The sequence below is a fragment of the Skermania sp. ID1734 genome, from assembly GCF_007489285.1.
GTDB lineage: Bacteria > Actinomycetota > Actinomycetes > Mycobacteriales > Mycobacteriaceae > ID1734.
On the sequence record NZ_VLIY01000006.1, the window covers coordinates 220,864 to 245,746 of the forward strand.

Here is a 24,883-nt window from a genome sequence, read left to right on the forward strand (position 1 = left end):
TGGAGGCATCTGACGGCTGCACTGGTCGTGCGGTTAGTGTCTGCAGGTTGTGCGCGACGAACAAGTGATGCGGCACTGGCCGGTCCTGGTCGCAGCGGTATTGACCTTCGGTACGGCTGCCCTGGACCTGGTGACCCTGACGATGCTTGGCGGGGTGTTCGCCAGCGTGATGACCGGCAACCTGGTGCTGACCGGGATGGGGTTCGCGCATGCCGACACCACGCTGATCGCCCATACCGCCGTCGGGTTCGCCGGCTATATCACCGGTGCGGGGGTGGGTTCCCGGTTGACCGGGGCCCGCGACGCCGACATGAACCGGTGGCCATTGAGCACGACAATCAGCTTGGCGCTGGAAGTGGTACTCCTGGTCGTTGTCGCAGTGCTCTGGGAGGTCACCGGTGCGGCGCCGACCGGCGCGGCGCAGTTGGTGCTACTGGCGCTGGCTGCCTGCGCGATGGGGTTGCAGAGTGCGGCCATGCGCGGGCTGGGCGTCACGATCGCGACGACGTATCTGACCGGGACGCTGACCGCGATCGTTGCGTCGGCGGTTTCCCGGCACCGTCTCGATCGCCCCGGCATCGCCGCCGTCGCGGCCGCCATCTGCGGTGCCACCGCCAGCGGGCTGCTCTTGCGCGCGGCGCCGGCGGCAATTCCGGTGCTGACGACCATCCCGGCGTTGAGCATCGCCCTCGCCGCCGCCAACCGTCATCGCCGGGTCGCGGCGGCGAACAGACGACCACCGACACCTGCGACCCAACCCGTCGACGAATGAAAATGAACCCGACTAGCGCAGCTGGTCATGCGCTCGCGTCGAGTCGTGCAGGGGTGACGGCGAGCGTGTAAGCGTCCCACTCCGGTCGTACGCGCAGCGCCGATGGCTCCACGAAAGCGACTGTGGCCCATATGTCCGCCCACATCAGCTCTGGACCGGTGACGGTTACCGAGTAGGCACGTGAAACCGACCTGCCGGACCGCGGATCGATGATGTGGCCACCTCGGGCATAGCTGCCGGAGGTGGCGATCGCGCCCGTCGCGATGGATACGACCCGCGCAATTTGCTTCGGGTCGGCCGGGTCTTCGATGCCGATTCGCCACGGCGCGGCCAACTGCGCAGAGTTGACCCCGAGACCGCAAATAATATCGCCGGCGGCGTTGACCGAGAACGAGATTCGATCCACCGCACGAAGGTGTGCGGAGGCGCGACCGACGGCCCAGCCCTTGACCAAACCAGTCGGATCGAAGCCGCGGCTACCGTCGGGGCCGAGCAGATCCGTGGTGAACAGCCCGCTGGTTGCGGTCTCGGCGACCCGGCACAACGCTTGTACCTCAGTGAACCAGGGGTCAGCGGCATAGAGAGCGAGATCGCCGCGCCGCCAGCGCATCACGTCGCTGTCCGGACGCCAAGTGCTGAAGATTCGATCCGCCCGACGCAGATCCGCGAACACCGACGCTACGGCCTCGGCAATATCGCCCCGGCCCGGATTGTCAGCCCGGACGTGCACGGAAACGGGCATGCCCATGATGTGTTCGACCCAACTGCGGGCTGCCACACGCTCGTTCATCAACGGAGGTTTGCCTGGTCGATAGCGGACTGCAAACTCTCTACGTAGCCCTCGGAGGTGTAGCTGGCGCCGGAGACCATGTCGATGTCAGCGCTTTGGGCCTGCACAGTTTCTTGCTCGAGGACGGGCACCGCCGTGGCGACGATCTCCCGCTCGCGGCCGATGTTGTCCGGCACCTGGGTCGCGGTGGCGGCGGTGATCTTGCCGCCGGACACGGTGATCTGCACTTGCACCGGGCCGTATCGGGTGTCGACAGCGGTTCCGGTGACGGTACGATTGTCGAGGCTTACGTCTTGTGCGGGAGCGGGATTCGACGTTGCTGTGGTGGCGACGGCGCTCGTCGTAGCGGTGGGCGCTGGGGTGGGATGGCTCGACGTCGAGGTGCGATAGCTGAACAGCAGAACCAGCGAGCTGAGCGTGGCCAACAGCCCCATGGTGATTCGGCGCACGGGCGTCCTTTCAGTCGTGGAAGTACTCGGCGTGAATGTGGCGGGCGGGGACGCGGGCCCGTAGGGCGGCGGCCCGCACGGCTGCCGCCCACCGATCGGGGCCGCAGATGTACACCTCTCGTTCAGCCACATCGGGACAAAAGTGCTGGAGCGCAGAATGATCCGCCCATCCGCTGGCCGCCTGCGGGAGCCAGCTCGCGCGGTCTTGGATGCGGCGGCCTTCGACCAATCGGTAGTCGGCACCGTAACGAGCCGCGAGGGTTTCCAGCTCATCGCTGAAGATTGCCTCGCGCCGAGAACGGACGCGGTGCAGGATCTGGACGTCTCCGGGGCGCTGGGGCAACGACTCGAACAGGGCGCGCAGCGGCGCGACCCCGGTTCCGGCGCCGACGAGCAGCACCTTCGGCCGCGTGCGGGTGCCTGAGTGCAGGCGTCCGTACGGACCTTCGATCAGGACGCGGCTACCGGGCTGCAGGTGACGCAAGGCGGCCGACCCGTTGCCAACCATCGCTGCGGTGAAGCGCAGCATCGAGCCGTCCGGTGGCGCCGACAGCGAATACGGATGCGCTCGCGTCCAGCCGGGCGCGCCCAGGAAGCGCCAGTGAAAGAACTGTCCACCCCGTGCGTGCAGGTACCGCACCCCGGGGCCGCCCACCGTCACCGTGAGCACGGTCGGGGTTTCGTGGTGCACGCCGAGCACCCGAATCGGGGCCCGCAGTGATCGCCACAGCGGAAGTACCACGCGAAATGCCACAACGGCACCGGCGCACATGCCGTAGAGCGACCACCAGAAAACGCTGGCCGCGGTCGATCGGGTGAATTCCTGGCCGTCCCACAGTTGATGTGGCAGCGCCAGACCCGCGCCGACGTAGGCGTAGAGGTGAAGTAGATGCCAGGATTCGTACCGCAACCGTCGCCGCGCGACACGCACCGACGTCACCACGACCATCAGCAACGCAATCGTGCCCGCCACGGCCAGCAGCCCGCCCGGTTCGTTGACCACGAAATCGACAACCACGGCCCAGATTCGGTTGATGCTCGCATCCGCGTACCCGGCGGTGATCAGGGCAATGTGTGTTCCCATCAACGCCATTGAGCCGAAGCCGACCAGGCGGTGGATCCGGCGCAGATCGCCGGAGCCCCAGGCTTGTTCGATCCACGGCACCCGCGCCATGACAAGCACCTGCATCAGCAACGACGCCGACGCGAGCAGTCCCGCCAGCCGGCCGAGCGCGGTTACCGCAGCACCGTCGAGCAGGTCGTGGACTCCACCGTCGGCCAGCCACAACGAGGTGACAACCAGCAGCAGCGCCCACACCGCACCGAGACATACCTCGCGTCGACCCTGCCCGGCGGGACCCGGCTCCGGAGAAGCGTCAAGTACAGGCGCCTCCGCTGTTCTGCTCATAACGGACACCATGCCGGTCAGTCCCGGTACGGCCCTGCAAGATCACTGTGAGGTCGCTGCGAGTGCTCGTGTCGTCGGTGTTGCCTGACGTTCATCAAGAGTTCGGCGGCAGTTGCCATCGAATTGACGGGAATGTGGCGATGAGACGACACCGTGTTCTGCGAACCGCGTACCGCGAGCGGAGGCAGGACTCATGACATATCTCGTCACAACGACAACGGAAGAAGCCGTCGTAGCGCTTGTTCGCGCGCGGGCGCCTGAGGCGAGGCACCGGCCGTTGGGCGTGCGGTCGCTAGCGGGACACGTCGACTATCGCCAGGTCAATCCTGTTGACATGCAGGGGCGACCAGTTCGCGGCTGTGGTGCCTACCTGGTCAATACCCGGACTCAGACGGTGGTGCGCACCGACTTGGATTGCGCCGCTTTCGACTTCGCCGAAGCCAAGCGCCGCGGCGTGCTCTGCTGAGGCAACCCGTTGGACTGGGCTGTTCGACGTTTCGCCGGACTGAGCCCTGGGCATTTCAAGTCCATGGCGACACCGAGCGAGCTGGTCCACTTCCATAACGCGATCCAGGCCGCCTTGGCCAACGCTGACCGCGCCGACGATATCGCAGAACTCGAGCGACTGCGCACCGCCGTCGATGACGCAAGTCGCGGGCGGCAACTGCCGGAGGCGACCCGGGCGCACTTGCTCGAACGGTTTGGCGAGCCGGAAGTGTAGCGACGCCTACGCCTACGTCTGGTCCTGCCGCGCCATCCCGGCGGCCGATCCGATCCTGCCCATCAGCCCGAGCCAGTTGAAGACCTCCGGATACAGCACCGGCTTACCGCTGGTCAGCAAGCCGACCGCGAGTCCACGATCCGGATCGGCGTAGCCCACTACGTTGGTGAAACCGAGATGGCCGAACGCATGCTCGGCATGCGGTCCGAACAGGCTGAGATACTTACCGCCCAGCATAAATCCGTAGCTGTAGCGGATCGGCAGACCAAGAGCGAAGTCCACCTCCAGGAAGGACTGCTCGGAAATAGCGCGGTGCACCGTTCGCGGTTGCAAGATCCGGACCCCGTCGAGTTCGCCTTCGCGGCGCAACATTTCGAAGAACCGGGACAGTTCGAGCGCGGTGGTGACGACGTTTCCAGCGGGCACCACGCCCGTCAGAAACCGTGGGTCGTTACTGATGTCCACGGCTTCCCGGGGCGTCACGCCGAGCAGTCGGTTGAGCGCGGTGGATACCGGCGGTGGCGACGGCAACCCCGTCAGATAGTTCGTCGCCACCTTCGAAACGTCACGCGGGGCAACGCCGTAGTTGGTCCACCGGAAGTCGAGCGGATCGAGGATCTCGGTTTGCAGCACGTCGCGGATGCCGCGCCCGGTCACTCGCTCGGTGAGCTCGGCGATGATCGCGCCGCCAGTCAGCGCGTGATAGGCCTGCAGCTTGCCCGGCCGCATGATTGGCCGCGAGTTGCAGAGTGCCTCCAGGATCGCTTCCCGGTCGTTGATGAACGCGAGGTCGGTGACCTCGCTCGGGTGGTTCGGGATGCCGGCCCGGTGTGAAAGTACCTGGGCGATCGTGATGGTTTTCTTACCGTTGCGGCCGAATTCGGGGATGTAATCGGAGACTCGGTCGCCGATGTGCAGCAGCCCACGTTCGTCGAGCAGGTGGGCGACCGTCGCCGTGATCGCTTTCGACGCCGAGTACACGCAGAACGGTGTTTCCGTTGTGGCCAAGGTCTTTTCGGTGCCGGGACCGTCACCCGGACCGTTGCCGTGGGCATAGCCGATCGACCGGTTGAGCACCACCCGTCCGTAGCGGCGCACACATAACTGAATCGCCGGATGGGCGCCGCCGCGATAGATATCGCGCACGCCGTTCCAGATATGTTCGATGGAATCCGACGTCATACCCACCGCGGACGGGGTGACCTCGTTGCCGTAATCCGTCACCGACTCGAGGTCGTCGGGCACTGTGGCACGCCGTAACGGGTCGGGAAGGAGTGGCGGCCGAGGCAGCGGAGGAATGCGCACCTTTGGCAGGGTAATCAACCAAACGACGCGCGAAAGCCACTTCCGTGCGGCAAAGTACGTGATATGAGCGATCAGCAGCGTCAGTCGAGTCCAAGTGACATTCTCGCGGCGGCACAGGCTGCCCTCGACGCGGCGCAACAGGTTGCGCGGAGCTCGTTCGACACGGCCATCCGGCTCCCGCCCGCGTCCGCGCAACTGGCCGCGACGATGCCCGACCTCATCGAGAACCTGGCGAAGTCTGTCGATCGATTGAACCGCACCCTCGACCGCGTCGATCGGATGCTGACGTTGGCCGAACCGATGCTGGGAATGATCGATCGGCTGATCCCGCGGCTCGAAGACGTCGCCGCCGCAGGCGACGAACTGCGCAGAGTTCTCAATATCATTCCGGGCGTCGGCGTTCTCACCCGGCTGGCTGGGCTCTCCGAAGAGGACGCAGACAAAATCGCCAAGCAGCCCGAGAAGAACGTCGGTAAAGGGCGACCGAGGCGATAATCAGCGCGGCGCTGGCCGCTTGTCGATCGTCGCCGACACCGTGACCAGGAACCGCGCGCCGTGGCCGCGGTTGCCGTTGACCTGGTTCTCGGGCAGCGCCGTGATCGCGTGGCAGAGGTTGGTGACGACGCCGAGCCCTTGGTGTACGCCGGCATCGAGTTCGGCGTCATGGCTGAGCTCGGCCAGCACGCTGGTGACCTCGTCGATCGAATTGGCCACCCGCGCAGCGGTGAATGTCCGTGGCCCACTCGGCGGTTGCCGAACCGACACCGGCTTCGGTCGGGGGACCAGCGGCGCCTGTGCCTGCTGCTCGCCCAGCAGTGCCCGTGCCATCTGCTGGGCCTGCGCATAGATGCTGTTGAGCGCCTCGGCAGTGGCCTCGATGATGTCGCGGGCGCGGATCTGTGCGCCCGTGGCGCCGGGCGGACGCTCGACGACCGGCCATGCAATTCCCGGGCCGCCGAGCTGCGGCCACGACGGGCGCAGCTGCAACCACGGACTCAGCTCGGTTCGGGTCTCTGTTTGCGCCCGGCGGCGACCCGTCGATTCGGCCCGGGCGGAGCCATCGGACCACACGCCGAAGGTCAGCTCGGGCCACGCCTGCTTGTCCCACGTCAGAGCGCCAACCTGGGCTGCAATGAACACTGCCCGGCACGCCTGGGCGGGCGCAGTGATGTCACCTAGGAAGTTCATCGGGTCCGCGTCGTGGAGGGCAGACAACTTCGACCGGTCGATCGAGATGAACTCCGTAGCCATGCTGCTCCCTTCGCGTCACGGCTGGATCAAACGAATGTGGCCCACCCCACTGGGCGACCCGCAAGTCACCATAACCGATGGCTGTGACAGTCTCCGCGGGGCATCGAGCGACAGTCACGGGCCCGGCGTGTCGAATGCACGGAGTGTCGCCGCCGCCTTGAGGACCAGTTCTTCGTACTCGGCGGCCGGGTCCGAATCCAGCACGATGGCGCCGCCTGCCCCGACGTGCCAGCGTCTGCCCGTCTGTACTGCCGTCCGGATCACCACGTTGAGGTCCGCGGTGCCGGCCAGGCCGAAGAACCCGATGGCGCCGGAGTAGATCCCGCGCGCTTCGGTTTCGAGGGAATCGATGATTTCGAGCGTGCGCAGCTTCGGGGCGCCGGTCATCGAGCCACCGGGGAAGCAGGCCCGCACACAATCGATCGCGTCGACGTCGGTGCGCAGCTGGCCGCGCACTGTGGAGACCAGTTGGTGCACAGTGCTGTATGTCTCGGTCACCATCAGCGCGGGGACGGTGACGCTGCCAACCTCGCAGACGCGGCCGAGGTCGTTGCGTAACAGGTCGACGATCATCAGATTTTCCGCGCGAGTCTTCGGGCTGGCGGTCAACTCGTCGCGCAATCGGGCGTCCTCGGCCGGGTCCGGACTGCGCGGCGCGGTGCCCTTGATCGGCTTGCTTTCCACCGTGCCGTTGCGGTCGATTTTGAGGAAGCGCTCCGGCGAGGTCGAGGCGATCGCGACGTCGGCAAGCTTCAGATAAGCCGCGTACGGTGCCGGATTGCACCGGCGCAGAACACGATAGAGGTCGAGGCTGTCGACGTCGCTGTCCACATAAGCTCGGTTGGTCAGGCAGATTTCATATGACTCGCCGGCACGCAGTTGCCCTTTGCAGGCTGCGATGTCGGCGAGGTAATCGACGCGCGATCGGTCGAGCAACGCGGCGACCGTGTCGTGGTGCGCGGTGCGCTGCAGCGGGGGTGGGTTTTTCCAGGATGCGACCTGCTCGAGCTCTCGCTGAGTATCGGAAAGCCATTGTTCGGCAGCATCTTTGCTGATAGCGGAGCCGTCGTCCAGGGCGAGCATGTAGGTCTTGGAATCGCGGTGGTCGACGGCGACCATTCGGTCGGCGAAGATCCACACCGCATCGTGGGTGTGGGCTGTATGCCGATTAGACGAGCCGGTGTCTGCCTTGAGTTCGTAGCCGAAGTAGCCGACGTAACCACAATTGAAATCGAAGGGTAGGTCGCCGGCGGCGAGCGTGCGGCGGCGCAACTCGGTGGACAGATAATCGAAAATGTTGCCGGGCACGATCTTTTGATCGGCACCGCGGCGCACCTCGACGACGCGGGAGCCGACGCGGTAGCGCACCACCTCGGCGAGCGGGCCGCTGTCATCACCGAGAAACGAGAAGCGGTCGAGGCCAGGCTCCACATGCTCGCTGTCGAGCCAAAACGACTGCGGTGAACCGGCATAGAGGCGGTCGAATGCGGCCTCCGTATCTACCGCGCGGTCGATAATCGTGGCATTGAGCCGTAGTGATGTTGTGTTGCAGGTCTTTCGGTGCCTGGTTGCGGAAATAGTGGATGTCCGCGCACTTCCGGCTATGTCAAAAAAATTGCGCAGCAACTCTGTGCCGAACTCGCCGGCGACCGATTCCGGATGAAACTGCATTCCCCACTGCGGCTTTCGCCGATGACGTAGCGCCATAACGACGCCGTCGGCCGACCATGCGGTCGCTTCGAGTGTGGGGGGCAACGGCTCGCCGACGGCCAGCGAGTGATAACGAACGACGGTAAAGCCTTGGGGCAGGCCGGCGAAGAGCTCTCGACCGTCATGACGCAGCGCGTCGAGATAGCCGTGGCGCGGTTGCGGTGCGGAATCAACCAGACCTCCTTCGGCTGCCACGATGCCCTGGTGACCCAGGCACACCCCGAGCAGGGGAATGCGGCACTGCGCGATGACCTGCGCCGAAATGCCGAAGTCACGAGGACGACCGGGGTGGCCGGGGCCGGGCGAAATGACGACGTTGTCGTAGGCGTCCAGGCCGAGGTCGGCGATATCGGCGACTGCGTCGTTGGCCAACACCGTTGGCTCCCGGCCCTGCACCTCGCTGATGAGCTGAAAGAGGTTGTAGGTGAAGGAGTCGTAGTTGTCGATCAACAGTGTCCGCATTACCTGCGATTCTGCCCTAGCACCCCCTGTGCGTGTTTCTTCACCGCGGGCGGTGAAGAAACACGCACAGGGCACCGGTGGTGCAGAATGGCGGCCGTGCCCAGCGTCGTCCAGCCAGCAAACGTTGACCCCGCGGTCGTGGATTTTGCCGTCGTCGGTGAATGGATGGTCTCCCACGGTCTTCCCGATGGGCCGTTCGAAGGCGTCGAGCCCATCGGTGGCGGTACGCAGAACGTCCTGCTGCGCTTCAGTCGAGGCGGCCGAGATTACGTCCTGCGACGGCCGCCGCAGCACCTGCGGCCCAAAAGCAATGAGGTGCTGCGCCGGGAAGCTCGCCTACTGGCCGCGCTCGATGGCACCGCGGTGCCGGCGCCGCGACTAATTGCCGCGTGTACTGACGAGAAGGTGCTCGGGGGAGCGGTGTTCTACCTGATGGAGCCGATCACCGGATTCAACGCGTCGACGATGCTGCCGGAGTTGCACGCCCGGGACGCCGATATCCGACGCAAGATGGGCCTCGCCGCCGCAGGAGGCATCGCCGCGCTCGGTTCGGTCGATTACCAGCAGGTGGGTCTCGACGGCTATGGCAAGCCGGACGGTTTCCTCGAACGGCAGGTGCCGCGCTGGATGTCCGAACTCGAGTCCTATGCCCGCAACGACGGCTACCCCGGTCCGCAAATCCCCGGGTTGCAGCGGGTGGCCGACTGGCTCGAACGCAACCGGCCGCAGCAGTGGCGCCCGGGCATCATGCACGGCGATTATCACTTGGCCAACATGATGTTTCGTTACGACGGCCCGGAGCTTGCTGCGATCGTCGACTGGGAAATGTCGACGATCGGCGACCCGTTGCTCGACCTCGGGTGGTTGCTGGCAACCTGGCCGGACGGCACCGCGCTCGACGCACTGGTCGGACCGCTGGCGGGGGCCGGCGGGCTCGCCACGCGCGAGGAGCTGATCGCCGAATACTCCCGCGGCAGCGACCGCGATCTGAGCGCCATCGACTACTACTACGTTTTGGCTTGCTTCAAGCTCGGCATCGTGCTGGAGGGAACCCACGCACGGGCGTTCGCGGGGAAGGCGTCGCCGCAGATCGGGGACCTCTTGCACGCGATGACACTGCGACTGTTCGAGAAGGCGTCCGCGGTGGTGGGCTGATGATCCTGCCCGAGACCAAGGACTGGACCTGGGTGCTGACCCGGCAGTGCCCGGAGTGCGGTTTCGACGCGGCGGCAATCGACTACGACGACGTTCCAGATGCGTTGCGGGGCACGGCTGCCGGGTGGCCGGCTGTGCTTTCCCGGGCCGATGTCCGGGTGCGCCCGAATCCTTCGACGTGGTCGGCGCTCGAATACGGCGCACATGTGCGCGACGTGTGCCGCACGATTCAGCGGCGCCTGGAATTGATCCTCGAGGCCGACGGAGCGCAGTTTCCGAATTGGGACCAGGACGCCACCGCAGTCGAAGCGCGTTACAACTCGCAGGATCCGATAGCAGTCGGCAGGGAACTGCTGGCCGCCGCCGATTCCGCTGCGACGGCCTTTGCGTCCGTGCCACAGTCGATGCGTTCGCGGCGCGGCGTGCGCAGCGACGGTGCCGAATTCAGCGTCGACTCGCTGGCGCGCTATTTCCTGCACGACCTGCTGCATCACGCGCACGACGTGTCGAAACCGAATTAGTTCTAGAACGTGTTCCAGTTTTGCGTTAGTGTGGTCTCGGTCACCTAACGAGAGGCTGGACGCAGATGAAGACAAAAGGCGCGGTCCTGTGGGGCTTGGGCGAGCCCTGGTCGGTAGAGGAAATCGAGATCGGCGACCCGGTCGCCGGCGAGGTGCAGATTCAGCTCGAAACCGCGGGAATGTGCCACTCCGACCACCACATCGTCACCGGCGCGACACCCATGCCGTCCTTCCCGGTGATGGGCGGCCATGAGGGCGCCGGCGTGATCACCAAGCTCGGCCCGAACGTTCCGCCGGACCTGCAGGTGGGCGACCACGTGGTGCTGTCCTTCATCCCGTCCTGCGGTCGCTGCCCGGCCTGTGTAAGTGGGCAAATGGCGTTGTGTGACCTGGGCGCCGGGTTGCTCTCCGGCTTGGCGATCAGCGACGGCACCTACCGGATCCAGGCTCGCGGACAAAACGTCATCCCGATGTGTCTGCTGGGCACCTTCGCGCCTTACATGACGGTGCACTACACGTCGGTGGTGAAGATCGACCCCACCGTGCCGTTCGAGGTGGCCTGTCTCGTCGGCTGCGGGGTGCCGACCGGGTTCGGCTCCGCGACCAACGTTGCCAACGTCATGCCGGGCGACACGATCGTGATCGTCGGCATCGGTGGGGTCGGTATGAGCGCGCTGCAGGGCGCGGTGCTTTCCGGAGCCACCAATGTGATTGCCATCGACCCGGTGCCGTGGAAGCGCGAGCAGGCGTTGAAGTTCGGCGCTACCCACGCGTTCGAAAACATGGAATCCGCGATCGTGCCTGTCATGGAGTTGACCGAGGGCCGGATGGCGGAGAAGACCATCATCACGGTGGGGGAGATGCACGGTGACCTGGTGGAGCCGGCGCTCACACTCACCAGTAAAGCTGGAACCTGCGTGGTGACCGCCATGGGGCACATGCTGGACTTCGACGTCAAGCAGAACAACTTCCTGCTCTCCATGTTGCAGAAGCGGGTGCAGGGTGTGATTTTCGGTGGCGGCAACGCGCGCAAGGACATTCCCCGGTTGCTGCGGCTCTACAAGTCGGGCCAACTGAACCTCAACGACATGGTCACCCGGACGTACTCGCTCGAAGACGTGAACCAGGGATACCAGGACATGTTGGAGGGCAAGAACATTCGGGGCATTATCAAGTACACCGACGCGGACCGGCGGTAGCCGGGCCGCCGGTGTGGCAGCGGACCGGCGGTAGCCGGGCGTGACTCATCCACTTCGAGTTAGCTGTTTTACACGCCCCAAGCGACAGGGGCGTGCAAAACACCTAACTCGATGCCCGCTGGTCGGAGCTTGAGTGCTGTTCGGCTGATCAGAGCGAGCGCATGAGTGCCCGTCGCAACCGGCGGCAGCGTGCGTCGTCGAGGATCGCGAGCCCGAGGCGATTCATCGCGTACCCGAAACCGATTCCGGTTTCCGGGTCGGCGAATCCGAAGGAGCCCCCGAGACCCGTCGTGCCGTAGGCGCGATCGCCCGGCGATCCGAAGGAGAACGCAGGCGACGACTTCCGGAAGCCGAGGTGGTAGCGGCTGCGCGTATGCAGGATGAGGTCGTCAGCGGGTACGTCATCGGAGAATTCGGCGCTGCCGAGCCGCTCGATCAGTGCGGGCTTGATGGGCAGCGCCCCGGTGTTCGCCGCGGCTGCGCCGTAGACCTTGGCCAGCGACCGTGGCGTGCCGACACCGTTGGACCCGGGCATCTCCACGCGCAGGAACTTGCGCCGAGTGGCGCGCTCCGGGCGGCCGACCCGCGGGTTGGTCAATGCCTGGTGCGCAAGACCTCGTTGCAGGAACAATTCGACGCCGATGCGCAGCGGAAGGTCGCGCTCGTGGCGGGCAATGTCGAATCCGCGAGTGGCGTTCAGGGTGGCGATGCGGTCCATGCTCTGTTCGGCGGGCAGGCCGATGAAGAAGTCCAGCCCGAGCGGTGCGGCGAAGTCCTCGGCGAAGATTGTGCCGAGGCTTCGTCGCTGCGGGTCGACGCGGCGGACCAGTTCACCCTCGTACAGCCCGAGCGTGATCGCGTGGTAACCCTGCCTGGCGCCAGGCTTCCAGGCCGGCTTCTGTGCGGCCAGCACCTCACCGAGCGCATCGAGATCGGCAAGGTCATCGAGCCGCAGGGGAGTGTCGATACCCGACAGTCCGGCCTGGTGGTCGATGAGTTGACGCACGGTGACGCGGTCTTTGCCGTGCGCGCCGAACTCGGGCCAGTACTGCACGACTGGCGCGTCGTAGTCCAGCAGGCCTTCGGAGACCGCCGCCGCGACGACGAACGCTGCCATCCCTTTGGTGCTGGAAAAGACGGGAACGAGGGTGTCTCGCTCCCAGGGCAGTCGTCCCGCGCGGTCGCGGATGCCGGCCCATACGTCGACGAGCGACCTGTCGCCTTGGTAGATCGCCAGCGCCGCACCGATCTCGCCGCTGTCAGTGAAGTTTTTGCGAAACGCGTCGGCGACCGGTCCGAAGCCGGCCTCCACATTGCCATGGATCACCAAGTTGTCGCTCATCGCGCGCGATCGTATCGCGCGGGAACCAACGTAGGGTGAGCAGCGTGCGCAGTCTGGAGAGCATCAAGGATTGGCCGGTCGACCACGCCGCCGGAGCTGTCGTCAGCGAAAACGGCGTCGTCGCGCGCGCAGGAGACACCACACGGGTCTATCGGCTGGCTTCGGTGACGAAACTGCTGGCTGCCTACGCCGTCCTGGTCGCGGCGGAGGAGGGAGCCGTCGAACTCGATCAGCCGGCCGGACCGCCCGGGTCGACGGTGCGTCATCTGCTTTCGCACGCGTCGGGCTTGGCGATGTATGAGCCCACGAAGCTGTCGGAACCTGGCAAGCGGCGCATCTATTCCAGTGCGGCCTTCGAGGTGTTGGCGGAGCACCTTGCCGACCAGACCGGAATCGGTTTCGCCGACTATCTGCGGGAGGCCGTGCTGACCCCGTTGGGTATGGACGACACTGACCTCACCGGATCCGCCGGTCACGGTGCACATTCCAGCGTCGATGATCTGACCGCTTTTCTGCAGGAGTTGCTCGATCCGAAGCTCATCTCGTCCGAAACGCTCAACGAGGCGGTGTCGGTGCAGTTCCCCGGACTCGACGGGGTGGTACCGGGCTACGGACGGCAGCGGCCCAACGATTGGGGTCTGGGCTTCGAGTTGCGCGACGGCAAAGATCCGCACTGGACTGCACCTACGAACTCGGAGCGGACGTTCGGCCATTTCGGACAGTCGGGGACGTTTCTCTGGGTGGACCCACAGCTGCGTGCCGGATGCGTGGTGTTGACCGACCGTGACTTCGACGAATGGGCTAAACCGTTGTGGACGGATTTCAACGCTGCGGTGGTCGGCGAACTCGCAGGCAGCGGCTAGCGGGCAAACTCACAACAGTTTTAGACTAGCGCAACAGGGGTAACACAAGGCACACTAGTACACCGAAGCACCGTACTTTCGGCTAGTTCGAGGCGTTGGGGAAGACGTTCCTCGTCGAAACCGGAGGTGTTTTGAGGTGCGCGCATTGAATCAGTTCGCGGACGCGACGTCTGGTGTGGTGTACATCCACTCGTCGCCTGCCGCGCTGTGCCCGCATGTCGAATGGGCACTCACGGCGGCACTGGAATCCCGGGCGAACCTGAAATGGTCCGCTCAGCCGGCCTCCGACGGCCTGCTGCGGGCGACGAGCAACTGGATCGGGCCGGTCGGGACCGGTGCGCGGATCGCCAACGCGCTACGGCCGTGGTCAATGCTGCGCTTCGAGGTCACCGAGGATCCCAGCGAAGGTGTCGACGGAGAACGCTTCAGCTACGTGCCGGGACTCGGCCTGTGGCGTGGTTCGACCAGCGCTAACGGTGACATCATCATCGGCGAGATGCGGCTGCGCGCGATGATGACGAACGGCGTCGATGCGCTGGCCACGGAACTCGACACCGCGCTAGGAACCGCATGGGACGAGGCGCTCGAGCCCTACCGCAGCGGGGGAGATGGCGCCGAGGTGACCTGGCTGCGTCGCGAGGTCGGCTGATCGGTTTTGCCGCTTCGCCTGCAGGTTTAGCCGGGGTGTGGTTTGGGGCACACCCACGCCATGACGCAGTCCAGCAGCTCGGACACAGAACCGGCCGAAGAATCGGCGAGCACGGTTGGCGACGAGGAGCGCGCCAACGCTGAAAAGGAATCGACGGGTTCGGAAACCACCGGTTCAGGCAACCCGGAAACGAACGATGCCGTCTCCGAGGAGAATCTCGAAGACGCCAAGCAGCAGTCGAAAGAGATCGACGAACGCTACGATCCGGACGCGCGGCGCTCAGTGACCATTCCCGGCACCGGCGGAACCATCTCCGGAACCGCGTTCGACGGGCACGTGCCCGAAGGCGAGGGCGAGACCAACAAGCCGGACGAAGAGCCAATTCCGACCGGCGACTACAAAGAAGAAGACCACGGCGAAGAAGATCAAGACTCGGACAAAGACGAGCCGAAATCTGCTGTCGAGCGGGGCTCCGAGCGATCGGAGAAGTGACTCGCTACAGCGGGATGTTCTTGTGATTGCCGCGGCGCGCGGGTGCCGCGGCGAGAGCCGCCGCAATGGTGCTGCGCGTGTGAGCGGGATCGATCACCTGGTCGACCACTCCGATCGCGATGGCACGCTCCACGCCGCCGGCAATCTCGGCGTGCTCGGCGGCGAGGCGATCGTGCAGCGCATCGCGGTCCTCGGGCGCCGCGGCTGCCAGCGCGCGCTTGTGCAGGATCTCGACCGCCGCCCGAGCGCCCATGACGGCGACCTCGGATTCCGGCCAGGCGTAGACCGCAGTCGCGCCCAACGCACGAGCGTTCATGGCGATGTAGGCACCGCCGTAGATCTTGCGGGTAACCAGGGTCACCCGCGGCACCTTGGCCTCGGCAAAGGCATGCAAGAGCTTCGCGCCGCGCCGCACGACGCCGCCCCATTCTTGGCTGACGCCGGGCAGGTAGCCGGGCACGTCGACGATGACCACTAGCGGGATGCCGAAGGCGTCGCAGAGGCGAACGAACCGAGCTGCTTTCTCCGCGCTTTCGGAGTTGAGGCAGCCACCGAGCCGGATCGGGTTGTTGGCGATCACGCCGACCGTGCGCCCGGCCATCCGACCGATGCCCGTGACGATGCTGCGCGCGTAATTGCCCTGCAGCTCCTCGAAAGTGGATTCGGTTTCGCCGTCGCCGGACGCAACGTTGTCGAGCAGTTCGTGAATGATCGGCTTGACGTCGTAGGCGCGCCGCGCCGAGGCGGGCAGCATGGCCTTCAGGTCGACGTCGCCGTTGCGGGCAGCGCGCAGGTCGAAGTGGCCCTGTTCGGCGAACATGGACACCAACCGGCGGGCGCGGTGCATGGCGTCCGCCTCGTCGTGTGCGGCGATGTGCGCGACGCCGGACTTCTTGGTGTGCGTGTCGGGGCCGCCGAGGGAGGCCATGTCGACCTGCTCGCCGGTCACGCTGCGAACCACATCGGGTCCGGTCACGAACACGCGGCCTTCCGGGGCCATGATGACGATGTCGGTCAGCGCGGGACCGTAGGCGGCGCCGCCGGCAGCGAAACCGAGAACGACCGAAATCTGTGGGACGACGCCGGAGGCCCGGACCATGGCTTCGAACACCAGGCCCACCGCGTGCAGCGCCTCGACACCCTCGGCCAGGCGTGCGCCACCGGAGTGCCACAAGCCGACCACGGGAACTTGGGCATCGATGGCCGTGTTGATCGCCGAGACGATGTGCTCGCAGCCGTCGACGCCCATGGCGCCGCCCATAACGGTGGCGTCGGAGCAATACGCGACAGTCCGGACGCCGTCTACTTCGCCGATGGCGGCGAGCACGCCGGAACGGTCCCGCGAGTGCAGTGGCTTGACCGTGCCCGCATCGAAGAATCGTTGTAACCGTGCCAACGGATCCCGCGGGTCGGTTGCCTGATCTTGCTTTGCCGCAGGGGCCAAGATAGTCATCGCATCTCCTCTAGCGGGGTGCCCGGGTTTCGCGCTTGCCGCCGGGTGGGCGCGCGGATCGCACGCCCACCCGGGATCGAACCGTGCCGCTACTACGCTCGGCCGAAGGCGATGGCCACGTTGTGGCCGCCGAAGCCGAACGAGTTGTTGATCGCATACTCGATCTGGCCGCGTCGCGGTTGTCCCTTGACGACGTCCAGGTCGATCTCTGGGTCCTGGTTGTCCAGGTTGAGCGTCGGGGGTACGACGCCGTCCCGGATGGAAAGCACGGTCAGGACCGATTCGAGGGCGCCGACGGCGCCGATGGAGTGGCCGAGGGCCGACTTGGGCGCGTACACCGAGGGGTGATTGCCCACCGCTTTGTTGATCGCCTTCGCCTCGGCAGTGTCGCCGATGGGAGTGGCGGTCGCGTGTGCATTGATGTGGGTGATGTCCTGCGGGCTCAGACCTGCAGTCTGCATGGCCTTAGTCATCGCCCGCGCCGCGCCGTTGCCCTCCGGGTCGGGAGCGACCAGGTGGAACCCGTCCGACGTGATGCCTGCACCGAGCAGCCGCGCATGAATCGTGGCCCCACGCGCCTTCGCGTGTTCCTCGGTTTCGAGCACCATCAGCGCGCCGGCCTCGCCGAACACGAAGCCGTCCCGATCCTTGTCGAATGGGCGCGAGGCCGCCTTCGGATCGTCGTTACGGGTGCTCATGGCGCGCATCATGGCGAACGCCGCGATCGGCACGGCGTCGATGTAACCCTCGACGCCGCCGGTGACGACGATGTCAGCGTCGCCCATCACGAGCATCCGCCAGGCGTTGGCGATTGCCTCCGAACCGGACGAGCACGCGGACACCGGTGTGACCACACCGGCGCGCGCCTCGAGTTCGAGGCCCACGACCGCGGACGGACCGTTGGGCATGACCATCTGAACGGCCAGCGGCGAAACCTTGCGGTAGCCGCCGTGCTTCAGCTTCTCGGTGGAGTCGATGAGGGCGTCACCACCGCCCAGGCCGGTGCCGATGGCGACGGCCAGCCGGTCCTTGTCCACCTCGGGACTGCCGGCGTTCTTCCACACCTCACGGCCCAGGATGGTGGACAGCTGTTCCACATAGGAAAGGCGACGCAACTCGACGCGGCTCAGGAGCGCCGAAGGCTTGACCTTCAGCTTGCCGCCGATCTTTACCGGCAGGTCGTACTCCCCGACGAATGCATCGTCGAGGAGGTCGATCCCGCTCTCGCCGTTCAGCAGGCCCTTCCACGTCGCGTCGACGTCACCCGCGATCGATGTCGTGGCCGCAAGGCTCGTCACGACGACGTTGGGGAAGTTCCCGTTTCGGGTGGAAGGAGTAGCCATGGCTGCAATCACTCGCTCGCGTTGTCGCTCTTGGCAGCGTCGAACTTGGCCTTGATCTCACCGGCGAGGTCGGCGTTCTCCGACTCCAGCTTCTGCACGTAGGCAACCGCGTCACCGACGGTGCGCAGGCTGGCCAGGTCCTCGTCGGGGATCTTCACGCCGAACTTGTCCTCGGTCTGCACGGCGATCTCCACCATGGACAGCGAGTCGATGTCGAGGTCGTCCACGAAAGACTTCTCGATGGTCACCTCAGACGGCTCAATGCCCGTGACCTCCTCGATGATCTCGGCGAGGACGGCAATGATTTCTTCCTGGGTGGCGGCCACGTGGTGGCTCCCTTCTTTATTCCTTGTTAGGGGCTTTTCTCGGTGCGGATGGGGGGGTGCAGTGAGACGCGCGAAGGCGTCTCAGTTCGTCGACGTTGGAAACTCCGACAATCCATCGGGGGTTTTCAACGCCAATGACGGTGTTGCCCGCATCTCTCGTTTGGCGATGCCTACAAGCGTTCCGGCGGGTGGAAGTTCGACGATCGCGGCGAGCTCGGTCTGCCGCATGTACTCGGTGCACAGATCCCAGCGAACCGGCCGGGTGACCTGTGCGGCCAGCTTGTCGAGCGCATCGGCGCCCGAGGCAACAGGCTGTCCGTCGAAGTTGGACAGCAGGGTGGTGACTGGTTCCTGGGGCGTGATCTTCGCGGCCGCTTCGCGCACGGCTTCCTGCGCCGGTGCCATGAAGTGGGTGTGGAACGCGCCGGCGACCGGCAGCGCGCGAACGCGGGCCTTCTCCGGCGGGTTCTCGGCCAGCGCCGCGAGAGCGTCCAATCTGCCCGCGGCAACGATCTGCCCGGCCGCATTGCGGTTGGCGGGCACGAGTTCGAGTTCTGCCAGCCGGGCGAGCACCGCCTCTTCGTCGCCGCCGAGCACCGCAGACATGCCGGTGGGCTCAAGCGCGCAGGCGCGGGCCATCTCGGCGCCACGAATGGCAGCCAGCGTTACCGCGTCATCGGAGGAGATGACGCCGGCGATCGCGGCGGCGGCGAGTTCACCGACGGAGTGTCCCGCCACGACGGGGTCGGTCGGGGCCAGTCCCCGGTTGTCGAGTTCTTCGTAGGCCAGCAAAGCGGCGGCTACGACGAGAGGCTGGGTGACCGCGGTGTCGGTGATCTCTTCCGCGGTCGCGGTGGTGCCAAGGCGGGCCAAGTCGAGTCCGGAGGCCTTGGACCAGACCGCGATACGGTCGTTGGCGCCGGGAAGCTCCAGCCAAGGGGCGAGCATTCCGGGCGTCTGGGAGCCCTGTCCGGGCGCAAGCAGCGCTATCACATGTCTAAGACAACACTGTGCGGGCCGCTGACGCAGATGTCGTTGCGAATGAAGCTTTTAAACCTGTTTTGTATGGATTCAACAAATTGGCTAGTCGGACGCGGCCATCGGAGACGGCCCCGTCCTCGTTACGTGCCAACTTCGCGATATGGGGCTGAAGTTATTGCTGAGGCAGGTGCCTTCGAATCGTTATGTGTTTGAGTCAATCTACCCACGGTTGCGGCCACTCTGAGCACGTAAGCGTCGCGCGGATTAAGGGGATCGCGGCCTGTGATCTCCGCTATACGCTTCAGTCTGTACCGGACAGTATTTGGGTGAACAAACAGTTGACGGGCACAGGTTTCGACTGCTCCACCGCAATCGAGGTATGCATCGAGGGTGTCGGACAGGGCGGCGCCCGCCGCAGCGAGGGGTAAAACCAAATGCTGGTTCAGTGCGGCGATGGCCGCCGCGTCGCCCAGCAAAGCGCGCTCAGGAAGCAGCTCGGCGGCATGCACCGGACGGGGCGCGCCGCGCCACCCGTTGACGGCCTCCATGCCGGCGAGGGCCTCGACCGCGGAGGTGTGCGCTGCACTCAGTGTAGGCATGGTCGGCCCAATCACAATGGGACCCGTCGAGAAAGCCGACAGCAGATCGGTCATGAAGGAGGCGGCCACCGGGCCCCCGGTTAGCTCGCCGCTCACGACCGCGACCAGTCGCGAACCTTGGACGACAGCCAGCGCCGCGCGGCCGTGCTTCTGGGCGATCGCGTGCACCGAACCGACGACCGACACGCCCTGGTCGGCCGGCGGAGTGCCAACCAGCACGGTCGCCGGCGCCGTCGCATCCCAGTTGAGGGTGGCGGCGCGCGAAAGCATGTCCGAGCCGGTGTCGCCACGCACGACTGCGTCGACGACGAGAGCCTCCAGCCGGGTATCCCACGCCCCGCGCGACTCGGCGGCCGCCGCATACACCGACGCGGCGGCGAAACCCAACTCTCGTCCGTAGCGGAGCACGGCCTCGGTGAGCGCGACCAGTTGCCGGTCGTTGCGGGCGAGTGCGGGTAACCACTGTTCGAAGAACTCCATGGCCACCCGGACCATGTCCACGGTCTGGCTCAGCGTCAGCCGCCGGGCCAGATCCTGCGGAATGACCTGGAAGGCGTCCAGACTGAACCGGATATCGCTTTCTGGGTTCTGCAGCCATTCGAGGAAGTTGACCACGGCCGTCTGCACCAGCATCTGCACGCTTGCCCGCTGGGCGGCGTCGAGGTCGGAGAAGAATGGCAACTGGTTCTGCATCGAGCTGACTGCCTCGGTGGACAGCCGCCCCGAGAACTGTTTCACCCTTCGCAGCAAAGTGTCCGGCAGCGGATCCCGATTCTGCCGAGCCGGTGCCAGCGCGCCGGTGGGCAGGAACACCTCATGCTCGGAGGTGGTCGGCTCTACCCGGCGCGGCGGCGGCGGACGATGCTCGGGCATGTCGGAGAACTTACGCCCTGGCGCTGTGAATCATGCGACGCCGGGGTCGGAAGTCTGCTTGGGTGCGGCCAGCGGGTCGTCGATCTTGTACTTCGCAGCGGCTTCGGCGGCCACACTCCGATCGACCTTGCCCGCCCGGGCCAACGCAGCCAGCACCGCGACGGTGATGGATTGGGCGTCCACGTTGAAGACCCGACGCGCGGCCGGGCGGGTATCGGAGAAGCCGAATCCGTCGGTGCCCAGGGTCGTGTAGTCGCCCGGAACCCATTGCCGGATCTGGTCGCTCACGCCGCGCATCCAGTCACTCGCCGCAACGAATGGTCCCTCGGCATTGTTCAGCGCATGGGTTACGTAGGGCACCGGTGCGTCCTCGCCGGGATTGAGCAACGCCCGCTTTTCGCATTCGACGCCGTCGCGGCGCAGCTCGCCCCACGACGTCACCGACCAGACGTCGGCAGCGACGTTCCACTCCTCGGCCAGCAGTTCCTGTGCATGCAGCCCGTCGGGCACCGTGACGCCCGAGACCAGGATGTTGGCCTTCAGATCCGAGTTGTGCCGGGCCGGGCGGTACCGGTAAATGCCCTTGAGCAAGCCCTCGACGTCGAGGTCGTCGGGCTGCGCCGGCTGCTGGTACGGCTCGTTGTAGAGGGTGAGGTAGTAGTAGATGTTCTCCGGGTCCTCCCCGAACATCCGCCGCAGTCCCTCCTGGACTATGTGGGTGATCTCGTACGCGAAGGCCGGGTCGTACGCCACCACCGCCGGATTGGTCGAGGCCAGCAGGAGCGAATGCCCGTCGGCGTGCTGCAGGCCCTCACCGGTCAGCGTCGTGCGGCCAGCTGTGGCGCCGAGAACGAATCCGCGGGCCATCTGGTCGGCTGCCGCCCAGAAGAAATCGCCGGTGCGCTGGAATCCGAACATCGAATAGAAGATGTAGAGCGGAATCATCGGTTCGTCGTGGGTGGCGTAGGACGTGCCGACGGCGGTGAACGATGAGGTGGAACCCGCCTCGTTGATGCCCTCGTGCAAGATCTGGCCGACCGTCGATTCCTTGTAGGCCAGCATGAGCTCGGCGTCGACGGAGGTATACAGCTGGCCGTTGCGGTTGTAGATCTTCAGCGACGGGAACCACGAGTCCATGCCGAAAGTCCGCGCCTCGTCCGGGATGATCGGCACGATGCGGGGGCCGATGTTTTCGTCGCGCAACAGCTCCTTCATGACCCGCACCAGCGCCATGGTGGTGGCCACTTCTTGCTTGCCTGAACCCTTGCGGATGGTCTTGTAGACGTCGTCGCCCGGCAACGTGAGCGCCTTGGCTTTGGTGCGTCGCTCCGGTAGGAAGCCGCCGAGAGTCTGGCGCCGGTCGATCATGTACTGGATCTCCGGAGCATCCATGCCGGGGTGGTAGTACGGCGGCAGGTAGGGATCCTTCTCCAGCTCCGCATCCGACACCGGGATCCGCTGCAGGTCGCGGAACTCCTTGAGGTCGTCCAGCGTCAGCTTCTTCATCTGGTGCGTGGCATTGCGGGCCTCGAAGTGCTTGCCGAGCGTGTAGCCCTTGATGGTCTTGGCCAGAATCACGGTCGGTTGGCCCTTGTGCGCCATCGCGGCGGCGTAGGCGGCGTAGATCTTGCGATAGTCGTGACCACCGCGCTTGAGGTTCCAGATCTCTTGGTCGCTGAGATCCTTGACCAGTTCCTTGGTGCGCGGGTCACGGCCGAAGAAGTGTTCCCGCACATAGCCGCCGTCGTTGGCCTTGTAGGTCTGATAATCCCCGTCCGGGGTGGTGTTCATGACGTGCACGAGGGCGCCGTCACGATCCTTCTGCAGCAGTGCGTCCCATTCGCGGCCCCAGATGACCTTGATGACGTTCCAGCCGGCGCCACGGAAGAAACTTTCCAGCTCCTGGATGATCTTGCCGTTGCCGCGCACCGGTCCGTCGAGGCGCTGCAGGTTGCAGTTGATGACAAAGGTGAGGTTGTCCAGTCCTTCCAACGCTGCGACATGGGCGAGACCGCGCGACTCGGGCTCATCCATCTCGCCGTCGCCGAGGAATGCCCACACGTGCTGGTCGGAGGTGTCCTTGAGGCCGCGATCGTGCAGGTAGTGGTTGAAGCGGGCCTGGTAGATGGCATTCATGGGGCCGATCCCCATGGAGACCGTCGGGAACTCCCAGAAGTCCGGCATCAGGCGCGGGTGCGGGTAGGACGGCAATCCCTTGCCCGGTCCGGCGTGGCTGTACTCCTGCCGGAAGCCGTCCAGACGCTCGGCCGAGATGCGGCCCTCGAGGTAGGCGCGTGCGTAGATGCCGGGGGAGGCATGGCCCTGGATGAACACCTGGTCGCCGCCGCCGGAGTGCTGCTTACCGCGGAAGAAGTGGTTGAACCCGACCTCATAGAGCGCAGCCGAGGAAGCGTAGGTGGAGATGTGACCGCCGACGCCCACACCGGGACGCTGCGCGCGGTGCACCATGATCGCCGCGTTCCAGCGGATCCACGCGCGGTAGCGGCGCTCCACCTCTTCGTCACCGGGGAACCACGGCTCGTTTTCAGTGGGAATGGTGTTGACGTAGTCGGTGGAGGTTAACGAGGGAATCGCGACCCGACGTTCACCAGCGCGCTCGAGCATGCGCAGCAACAGATAACGTGCGCGGCTGGGGCCCTCGCGGTCCAGCAGCATGTCGAACGATTCCAGCCACTCGCTCGTCTCTTCCGGGTCGATGTCCGGGAGGTACGACGCCACACCCTCGCGAATGACGCGCACGCGTCCATCCGAGTTGCTCCTGCCATTCGAGCTCGTGGCGGTGGCTTGCTGTCCCGATTGGTCGGTCCGGGACTTTTCGTTCAGGTCGGTCAACGTTTCTCCTCAGCGCCGGTACGCGTGGTCTGCGTACGCTTTTCAATGGAGTGGATCCGGGTAGGACACTCCGCATGCTGTGTCGTGCATCTCCATCCTTCCCCATCGACGCGCGAGCGGCAGCAGGATGTCGCCACAACCTGCCGGGGTGGGCGTCGACGCTGTATGGGGCTGCCGCATGATGGAACGGAGGCGACACGCCAGGAGTCGAATTTGCGCAGCGTCTTGCGCTATCGACCGCGACGATGTTCGCTAGCACTACCCGAGCCACGCGGACCGCTGGCTCGGTATTTGCTCAACACCGCAACCGAGGAGGAAACCACCGTGGTCGCCGCGGCGGACGCGCAGAACTACGCTAAGAAACTTGGCATCTCGCACGGCATGGTGGTTCAGGAACTGGGTTGGGACTCCGACACCGACGACGATCTGCGCGCCGACGTCGAGGACGCCATCGGTGACGAGCTGCTCGACGAAGATGCCGACGAGGTCATCGACGTGGTCCTGCTGTGGTGGCGCGACGGCGACGGCGACTTGGTCGACGCGCTGATGGACGCGATCGGCCCGCTCTCCGACGACGGGTTTGTATGGGTGCTGACGCCGAAGACCGGCAAGCCCGGTCACGTCGAACCGAGCGAAATCGCCGAATCCGCACCGACAGCGGGTCTGACCCAGACGTCCGCGGTCAACCTCGGCTCCTGGACCGGGAGCCGGCTCGTGCAGCCGAAGGCCCGCGCCGCCAAGCGCTGAGGTCTGGGAAGGAACCACGCCGATGCCGCTGCCCGTGGGCACTCTCGCGCCCGACTTCACGCTCAAGGATCAGAACAACCAGCCGATCACGCTCTCGGACTTTCGGGGCAAGAAAAACGTGCTGATCGTCTTCTACCCGCTCGCCTTCACCGGAACCTGTCAGGGCGAGCTGTGCAAGGTTCGCGACGAGCTGCCCAAGTTCTCCAACGACGACACCGAGATCCTGGCCATCTCTGTCGGGCCCTCACCGACCCACAAGGTATGGGCGGCCGAGCACGGCTACACCTTCCCGTTGCTCTCGGACTTCTGGCCGCACGGCGCCGTCGCGCAGGCGTACGAGGTGTTCAACGCTAAAGCCGGCTACGCCAACCGGGGGACCTTCGTTGTGGACAAGTCCGGAATTATCCGATTTTCGGAGATGAACGGGCCGGGAGAGGCCCGTGACCAGGACGCTTGGGAGAAAGCGCTGGCCGCGCTAGATTATTGAGCCGTTGGCCGACGGCTGTCGGTCCCGGGCGTATAGCTCAGTGGTAGAGCTCTGGTTTTACACACCAGCGGTCGGGGGTTCGAACCCCTCTGCGCCCACCCAGAGCAGTTGACCGCGTAGTTGTTCAGGCCA

25 protein-coding genes and 1 tRNA gene are annotated in these 24,883 nt (G+C 65.5%); 13 read left to right on the plus strand and 13 right to left on the minus strand.

What is annotated here, in order from left to right:
• The first annotated feature begins 49 nt into the window (after window positions 1-49).
• Window positions 50-772, plus strand: a complete 723-nt coding sequence (locus tag FOS14_RS09845) for a YoaK family protein (protein WP_143770109.1) — start codon at window positions 50-52, stop codon at window positions 770-772.
• A gap of 25 nt (window positions 773-797) precedes the next feature.
• Here the strand turns inward: FOS14_RS09845 and FOS14_RS09850 are convergent, their stop codons facing one another.
• The 3 genes from FOS14_RS09850 to FOS14_RS09860 are packed head-to-tail and all read right to left on the minus strand — an operon-like array spanning window position 798 to window position 3,419.
• Entirely contained in the window at window positions 798-1,562 is a 765-nt protein-coding gene (locus FOS14_RS09850) for an FAD:protein FMN transferase (RefSeq protein WP_143770110.1), read from the minus strand.
• Window positions 1,562-2,011: an FMN-binding protein gene (locus FOS14_RS09855; RefSeq protein ID WP_143770111.1), complete on the minus strand. Its 450-nt coding sequence runs from the start codon at window positions 2,009-2,011 to the stop codon at window positions 1,562-1,564. The genes FOS14_RS09850 and FOS14_RS09855 overlap by 1 nt, the downstream gene beginning before the upstream one ends.
• A 10-nt stretch (window positions 2,012-2,021) precedes the next feature.
• Window positions 2,022-3,419 carry a ferric reductase-like transmembrane domain-containing protein gene (locus FOS14_RS09860; protein ID WP_221936687.1) on the minus strand — a complete coding sequence of 466 codons (1,398 nt, stop codon included), beginning with the start codon at window positions 3,417-3,419 and terminating at the stop codon, window positions 2,022-2,024.
• Between the two features lie 334 nt (window positions 3,420-3,753).
• On the opposite strand from FOS14_RS09860, the gene FOS14_RS25185 reads away from it, so the two are divergent.
• A complete protein-coding gene (locus FOS14_RS25185; protein ID WP_255450201.1) occupies window positions 3,754-3,885 on the plus strand; it encodes a hypothetical protein in 132 nt (43 codons plus the stop codon).
• A 63-nt stretch (window positions 3,886-3,948) separates the two neighbouring features.
• A complete protein-coding gene (locus tag FOS14_RS09865) occupies window positions 3,949-4,140 on the plus strand; it encodes a hypothetical protein (protein WP_143770113.1) in 192 nt (63 codons plus the stop codon).
• Window positions 4,141-4,152: 12 nt separating this feature from the next.
• On the opposite strand, the gene FOS14_RS09870 is transcribed toward FOS14_RS09865, so the two are convergent.
• Complete coding sequence (locus tag FOS14_RS09870) at window positions 4,153-5,445, minus strand: serine hydrolase (RefSeq protein ID WP_255450202.1); 1,293 nt, start codon at window positions 5,443-5,445, stop codon at window positions 4,153-4,155.
• A gap of 63 nt (window positions 5,446-5,508) precedes the next feature.
• Here FOS14_RS09870 and FOS14_RS09875 point away from each other — a divergent pair, with 63 nt between their 5' ends.
• On the plus strand, window positions 5,509-5,940 hold the full coding sequence (locus FOS14_RS09875; RefSeq protein ID WP_185981704.1) for a hypothetical protein: 432 nt from the start codon (window positions 5,509-5,511) through the stop codon (window positions 5,938-5,940).
• Here FOS14_RS09875 and FOS14_RS09880 read toward each other — a convergent pair whose 3' ends face one another.
• Together FOS14_RS09880 and pabB are read right to left on the minus strand one after the other, a co-directional pair.
• Entirely contained in the window at window positions 5,941-6,696 is a 756-nt protein-coding gene (locus FOS14_RS09880; RefSeq protein ID WP_143770114.1) for a hypothetical protein, read from the minus strand.
• A 114-nt stretch (window positions 6,697-6,810) separates the two neighbouring features.
• The gene (pabB, locus tag FOS14_RS09885) at window positions 6,811-8,868 is read right to left on the minus strand and encodes an aminodeoxychorismate synthase component I (protein ID WP_143770115.1); all 2,058 of its coding nucleotides are present in this window, start codon (window positions 8,866-8,868) and stop codon (window positions 6,811-6,813) included.
• Between the two features lie 87 nt (window positions 8,869-8,955).
• On the opposite strand from pabB, the gene FOS14_RS09890 reads away from it, so the two are divergent.
• From FOS14_RS09890 to FOS14_RS09900, 3 genes are all read left to right on the plus strand, one after another.
• Window positions 8,956-10,023 (plus strand): phosphotransferase family protein, encoded by a 1,068-nt coding sequence (locus tag FOS14_RS09890; protein WP_143770116.1) that lies wholly within the window; start codon window positions 8,956-8,958, stop codon window positions 10,021-10,023.
• On the plus strand, window positions 10,023-10,544 hold the full coding sequence (locus FOS14_RS09895; protein ID WP_143770117.1) for a DinB family protein: 522 nt from the start codon (window positions 10,023-10,025) through the stop codon (window positions 10,542-10,544). Before FOS14_RS09890 ends, FOS14_RS09895 begins: the two co-directional genes overlap by 1 nt.
• Before the next feature lie 65 nt (window positions 10,545-10,609).
• The gene (locus FOS14_RS09900) at window positions 10,610-11,743 is read left to right on the plus strand and encodes an NDMA-dependent alcohol dehydrogenase (protein ID WP_143770118.1); all 1,134 of its coding nucleotides are present in this window, start codon (window positions 10,610-10,612) and stop codon (window positions 11,741-11,743) included.
• A 148-nt stretch (window positions 11,744-11,891) separates the two neighbouring features.
• On the opposite strand, the gene FOS14_RS09905 is transcribed toward FOS14_RS09900, so the two are convergent.
• Window positions 11,892-13,085 carry a serine hydrolase domain-containing protein gene (locus FOS14_RS09905; protein WP_143770119.1) on the minus strand — a complete coding sequence of 398 codons (1,194 nt, stop codon included), beginning with the start codon at window positions 13,083-13,085 and terminating at the stop codon, window positions 11,892-11,894.
• 44 nt (window positions 13,086-13,129) lie between these two features.
• Between FOS14_RS09905 and FOS14_RS09910 the strand changes: the two genes are divergently transcribed.
• The 3 genes from FOS14_RS09910 (at window position 13,130) to FOS14_RS09920 (ending at window position 15,089) form a co-directional block, all read left to right on the plus strand.
• Window positions 13,130-13,948: a serine hydrolase gene (locus FOS14_RS09910; RefSeq protein ID WP_143770120.1), complete on the plus strand. Its 819-nt coding sequence runs from the start codon at window positions 13,130-13,132 to the stop codon at window positions 13,946-13,948.
• A gap of 136 nt (window positions 13,949-14,084) precedes the next feature.
• Window positions 14,085-14,597, plus strand: coding sequence for a DUF3145 domain-containing protein (locus FOS14_RS09915; RefSeq protein ID WP_143770121.1), 513 nt, complete (start codon window positions 14,085-14,087; stop codon window positions 14,595-14,597).
• Between the two features lie 60 nt (window positions 14,598-14,657).
• Entirely contained in the window at window positions 14,658-15,089 is a 432-nt protein-coding gene (locus tag FOS14_RS09920) for a hypothetical protein (RefSeq protein ID WP_143770122.1), read from the plus strand.
• A gap of 4 nt (window positions 15,090-15,093) precedes the next feature.
• Here the strand turns inward: FOS14_RS09920 and FOS14_RS09925 are convergent, their stop codons facing one another.
• The 6 genes from FOS14_RS09925 to aceE all read right to left on the minus strand — a co-directional run bounded on the left by FOS14_RS09925 (window position 15,094) and on the right by aceE (window position 23,424).
• Window positions 15,094-16,542, minus strand: a complete 1,449-nt coding sequence (locus FOS14_RS09925) for an acyl-CoA carboxylase subunit beta (RefSeq protein ID WP_143770123.1) — start codon at window positions 16,540-16,542, stop codon at window positions 15,094-15,096.
• Window positions 16,543-16,634: 92 nt separating this feature from the next.
• On the minus strand, window positions 16,635-17,885 hold the full coding sequence (locus FOS14_RS09930; protein ID WP_143770124.1) for a KasA/KasB family beta-ketoacyl-ACP synthase: 1,251 nt from the start codon (window positions 17,883-17,885) through the stop codon (window positions 16,635-16,637).
• 8 nt (window positions 17,886-17,893) lie between these two features.
• Window positions 17,894-18,211: a meromycolate extension acyl carrier protein AcpM gene (acpM, locus tag FOS14_RS09935; RefSeq protein ID WP_143770125.1), complete on the minus strand. Its 318-nt coding sequence runs from the start codon at window positions 18,209-18,211 to the stop codon at window positions 17,894-17,896.
• Window positions 18,212-18,292: 81 nt separating this feature from the next.
• Window positions 18,293-19,204, minus strand: coding sequence for an ACP S-malonyltransferase (locus FOS14_RS09940; RefSeq protein ID WP_143770126.1), 912 nt, complete (start codon window positions 19,202-19,204; stop codon window positions 18,293-18,295).
• A gap of 128 nt (window positions 19,205-19,332) precedes the next feature.
• Window positions 19,333-20,664, minus strand: a complete 1,332-nt coding sequence (locus FOS14_RS09945; protein WP_143770127.1) for a CdaR family transcriptional regulator — start codon at window positions 20,662-20,664, stop codon at window positions 19,333-19,335.
• A gap of 30 nt (window positions 20,665-20,694) precedes the next feature.
• On the minus strand, window positions 20,695-23,424 hold the full coding sequence (gene aceE / locus FOS14_RS09950; protein WP_255450220.1) for a pyruvate dehydrogenase (acetyl-transferring), homodimeric type: 2,730 nt from the start codon (window positions 23,422-23,424) through the stop codon (window positions 20,695-20,697).
• A gap of 417 nt (window positions 23,425-23,841) precedes the next feature.
• On the opposite strand from aceE, the gene FOS14_RS09955 reads away from it, so the two are divergent.
• From FOS14_RS09955 to FOS14_RS09965, 3 genes are all read left to right on the plus strand, one after another.
• A complete protein-coding gene (locus FOS14_RS09955) occupies window positions 23,842-24,264 on the plus strand; it encodes a DUF3052 domain-containing protein (protein WP_143770189.1) in 423 nt (140 codons plus the stop codon).
• A 22-nt stretch (window positions 24,265-24,286) separates the two neighbouring features.
• On the plus strand, window positions 24,287-24,751 hold the full coding sequence (locus tag FOS14_RS09960) for a peroxiredoxin (RefSeq protein ID WP_143770129.1): 465 nt from the start codon (window positions 24,287-24,289) through the stop codon (window positions 24,749-24,751).
• A gap of 26 nt (window positions 24,752-24,777) precedes the next feature.
• Window positions 24,778-24,849: transfer RNA gene (locus tag FOS14_RS09965), tRNA-Val, on the plus strand.
• Window positions 24,850-24,883: the final 34 nt, after the last annotated feature.

Bases quoted from the DNA above. Each gene is read 5' to 3' on its own strand.
- pabB (WP_143770115.1), bottom strand. From the start codon at position 8,868: ATGCGGACACTGTTGATCGACAACTACGACTCCTTCACCTACAACCTC.
- FOS14_RS09880 (WP_143770114.1), bottom strand. From the start codon at position 6,696: ATGGCTACGGAGTTCATCTCGATCGACCGGTCGAAGTTGTCTGCCCTC.
- FOS14_RS09900 (WP_143770118.1), top strand. From the start codon at position 10,610: ATGAAGACAAAAGGCGCGGTCCTGTGGGGCTTGGGCGAGCCCTGGTCG.
- FOS14_RS09945 (WP_143770127.1), bottom strand. From the start codon at position 20,664: ATGCCCGAGCATCGTCCGCCGCCGCCGCGCCGGGTAGAGCCGACCACC.
- FOS14_RS09920 (WP_143770122.1), top strand. From the start codon at position 14,658: ATGACGCAGTCCAGCAGCTCGGACACAGAACCGGCCGAAGAATCGGCG.
- FOS14_RS25185 (WP_255450201.1), top strand. From the start codon at position 3,754: ATGCAGGGGCGACCAGTTCGCGGCTGTGGTGCCTACCTGGTCAATACC.
- FOS14_RS09930 (WP_143770124.1), bottom strand. From the start codon at position 17,885: ATGGCTACTCCTTCCACCCGAAACGGGAACTTCCCCAACGTCGTCGTG.
- FOS14_RS09860 (WP_221936687.1), bottom strand. From the start codon at position 3,419: ATGAGCAGAACAGCGGAGGCGCCTGTACTTGACGCTTCTCCGGAGCCG.
- FOS14_RS09960 (WP_143770129.1), top strand. From the start codon at position 24,287: ATGCCGCTGCCCGTGGGCACTCTCGCGCCCGACTTCACGCTCAAGGAT.
- FOS14_RS09905 (WP_143770119.1), bottom strand. From the start codon at position 13,085: ATGAGCGACAACTTGGTGATCCATGGCAATGTGGAGGCCGGCTTCGGA.
- FOS14_RS09875 (WP_185981704.1), top strand. From the start codon at position 5,509: ATGAGCGATCAGCAGCGTCAGTCGAGTCCAAGTGACATTCTCGCGGCG.
- FOS14_RS09890 (WP_143770116.1), top strand. From the start codon at position 8,956: ATGGCGGCCGTGCCCAGCGTCGTCCAGCCAGCAAACGTTGACCCCGCG.
- FOS14_RS09925 (WP_143770123.1), bottom strand. From the start codon at position 16,542: ATGACTATCTTGGCCCCTGCGGCAAAGCAAGATCAGGCAACCGACCCG.
- FOS14_RS09850 (WP_143770110.1), bottom strand. From the start codon at position 1,562: ATGAACGAGCGTGTGGCAGCCCGCAGTTGGGTCGAACACATCATGGGC.
- FOS14_RS09895 (WP_143770117.1), top strand. From the start codon at position 10,023: ATGATCCTGCCCGAGACCAAGGACTGGACCTGGGTGCTGACCCGGCAG.
- FOS14_RS09865 (WP_143770113.1), top strand. From the start codon at position 3,949: ATGGCGACACCGAGCGAGCTGGTCCACTTCCATAACGCGATCCAGGCC.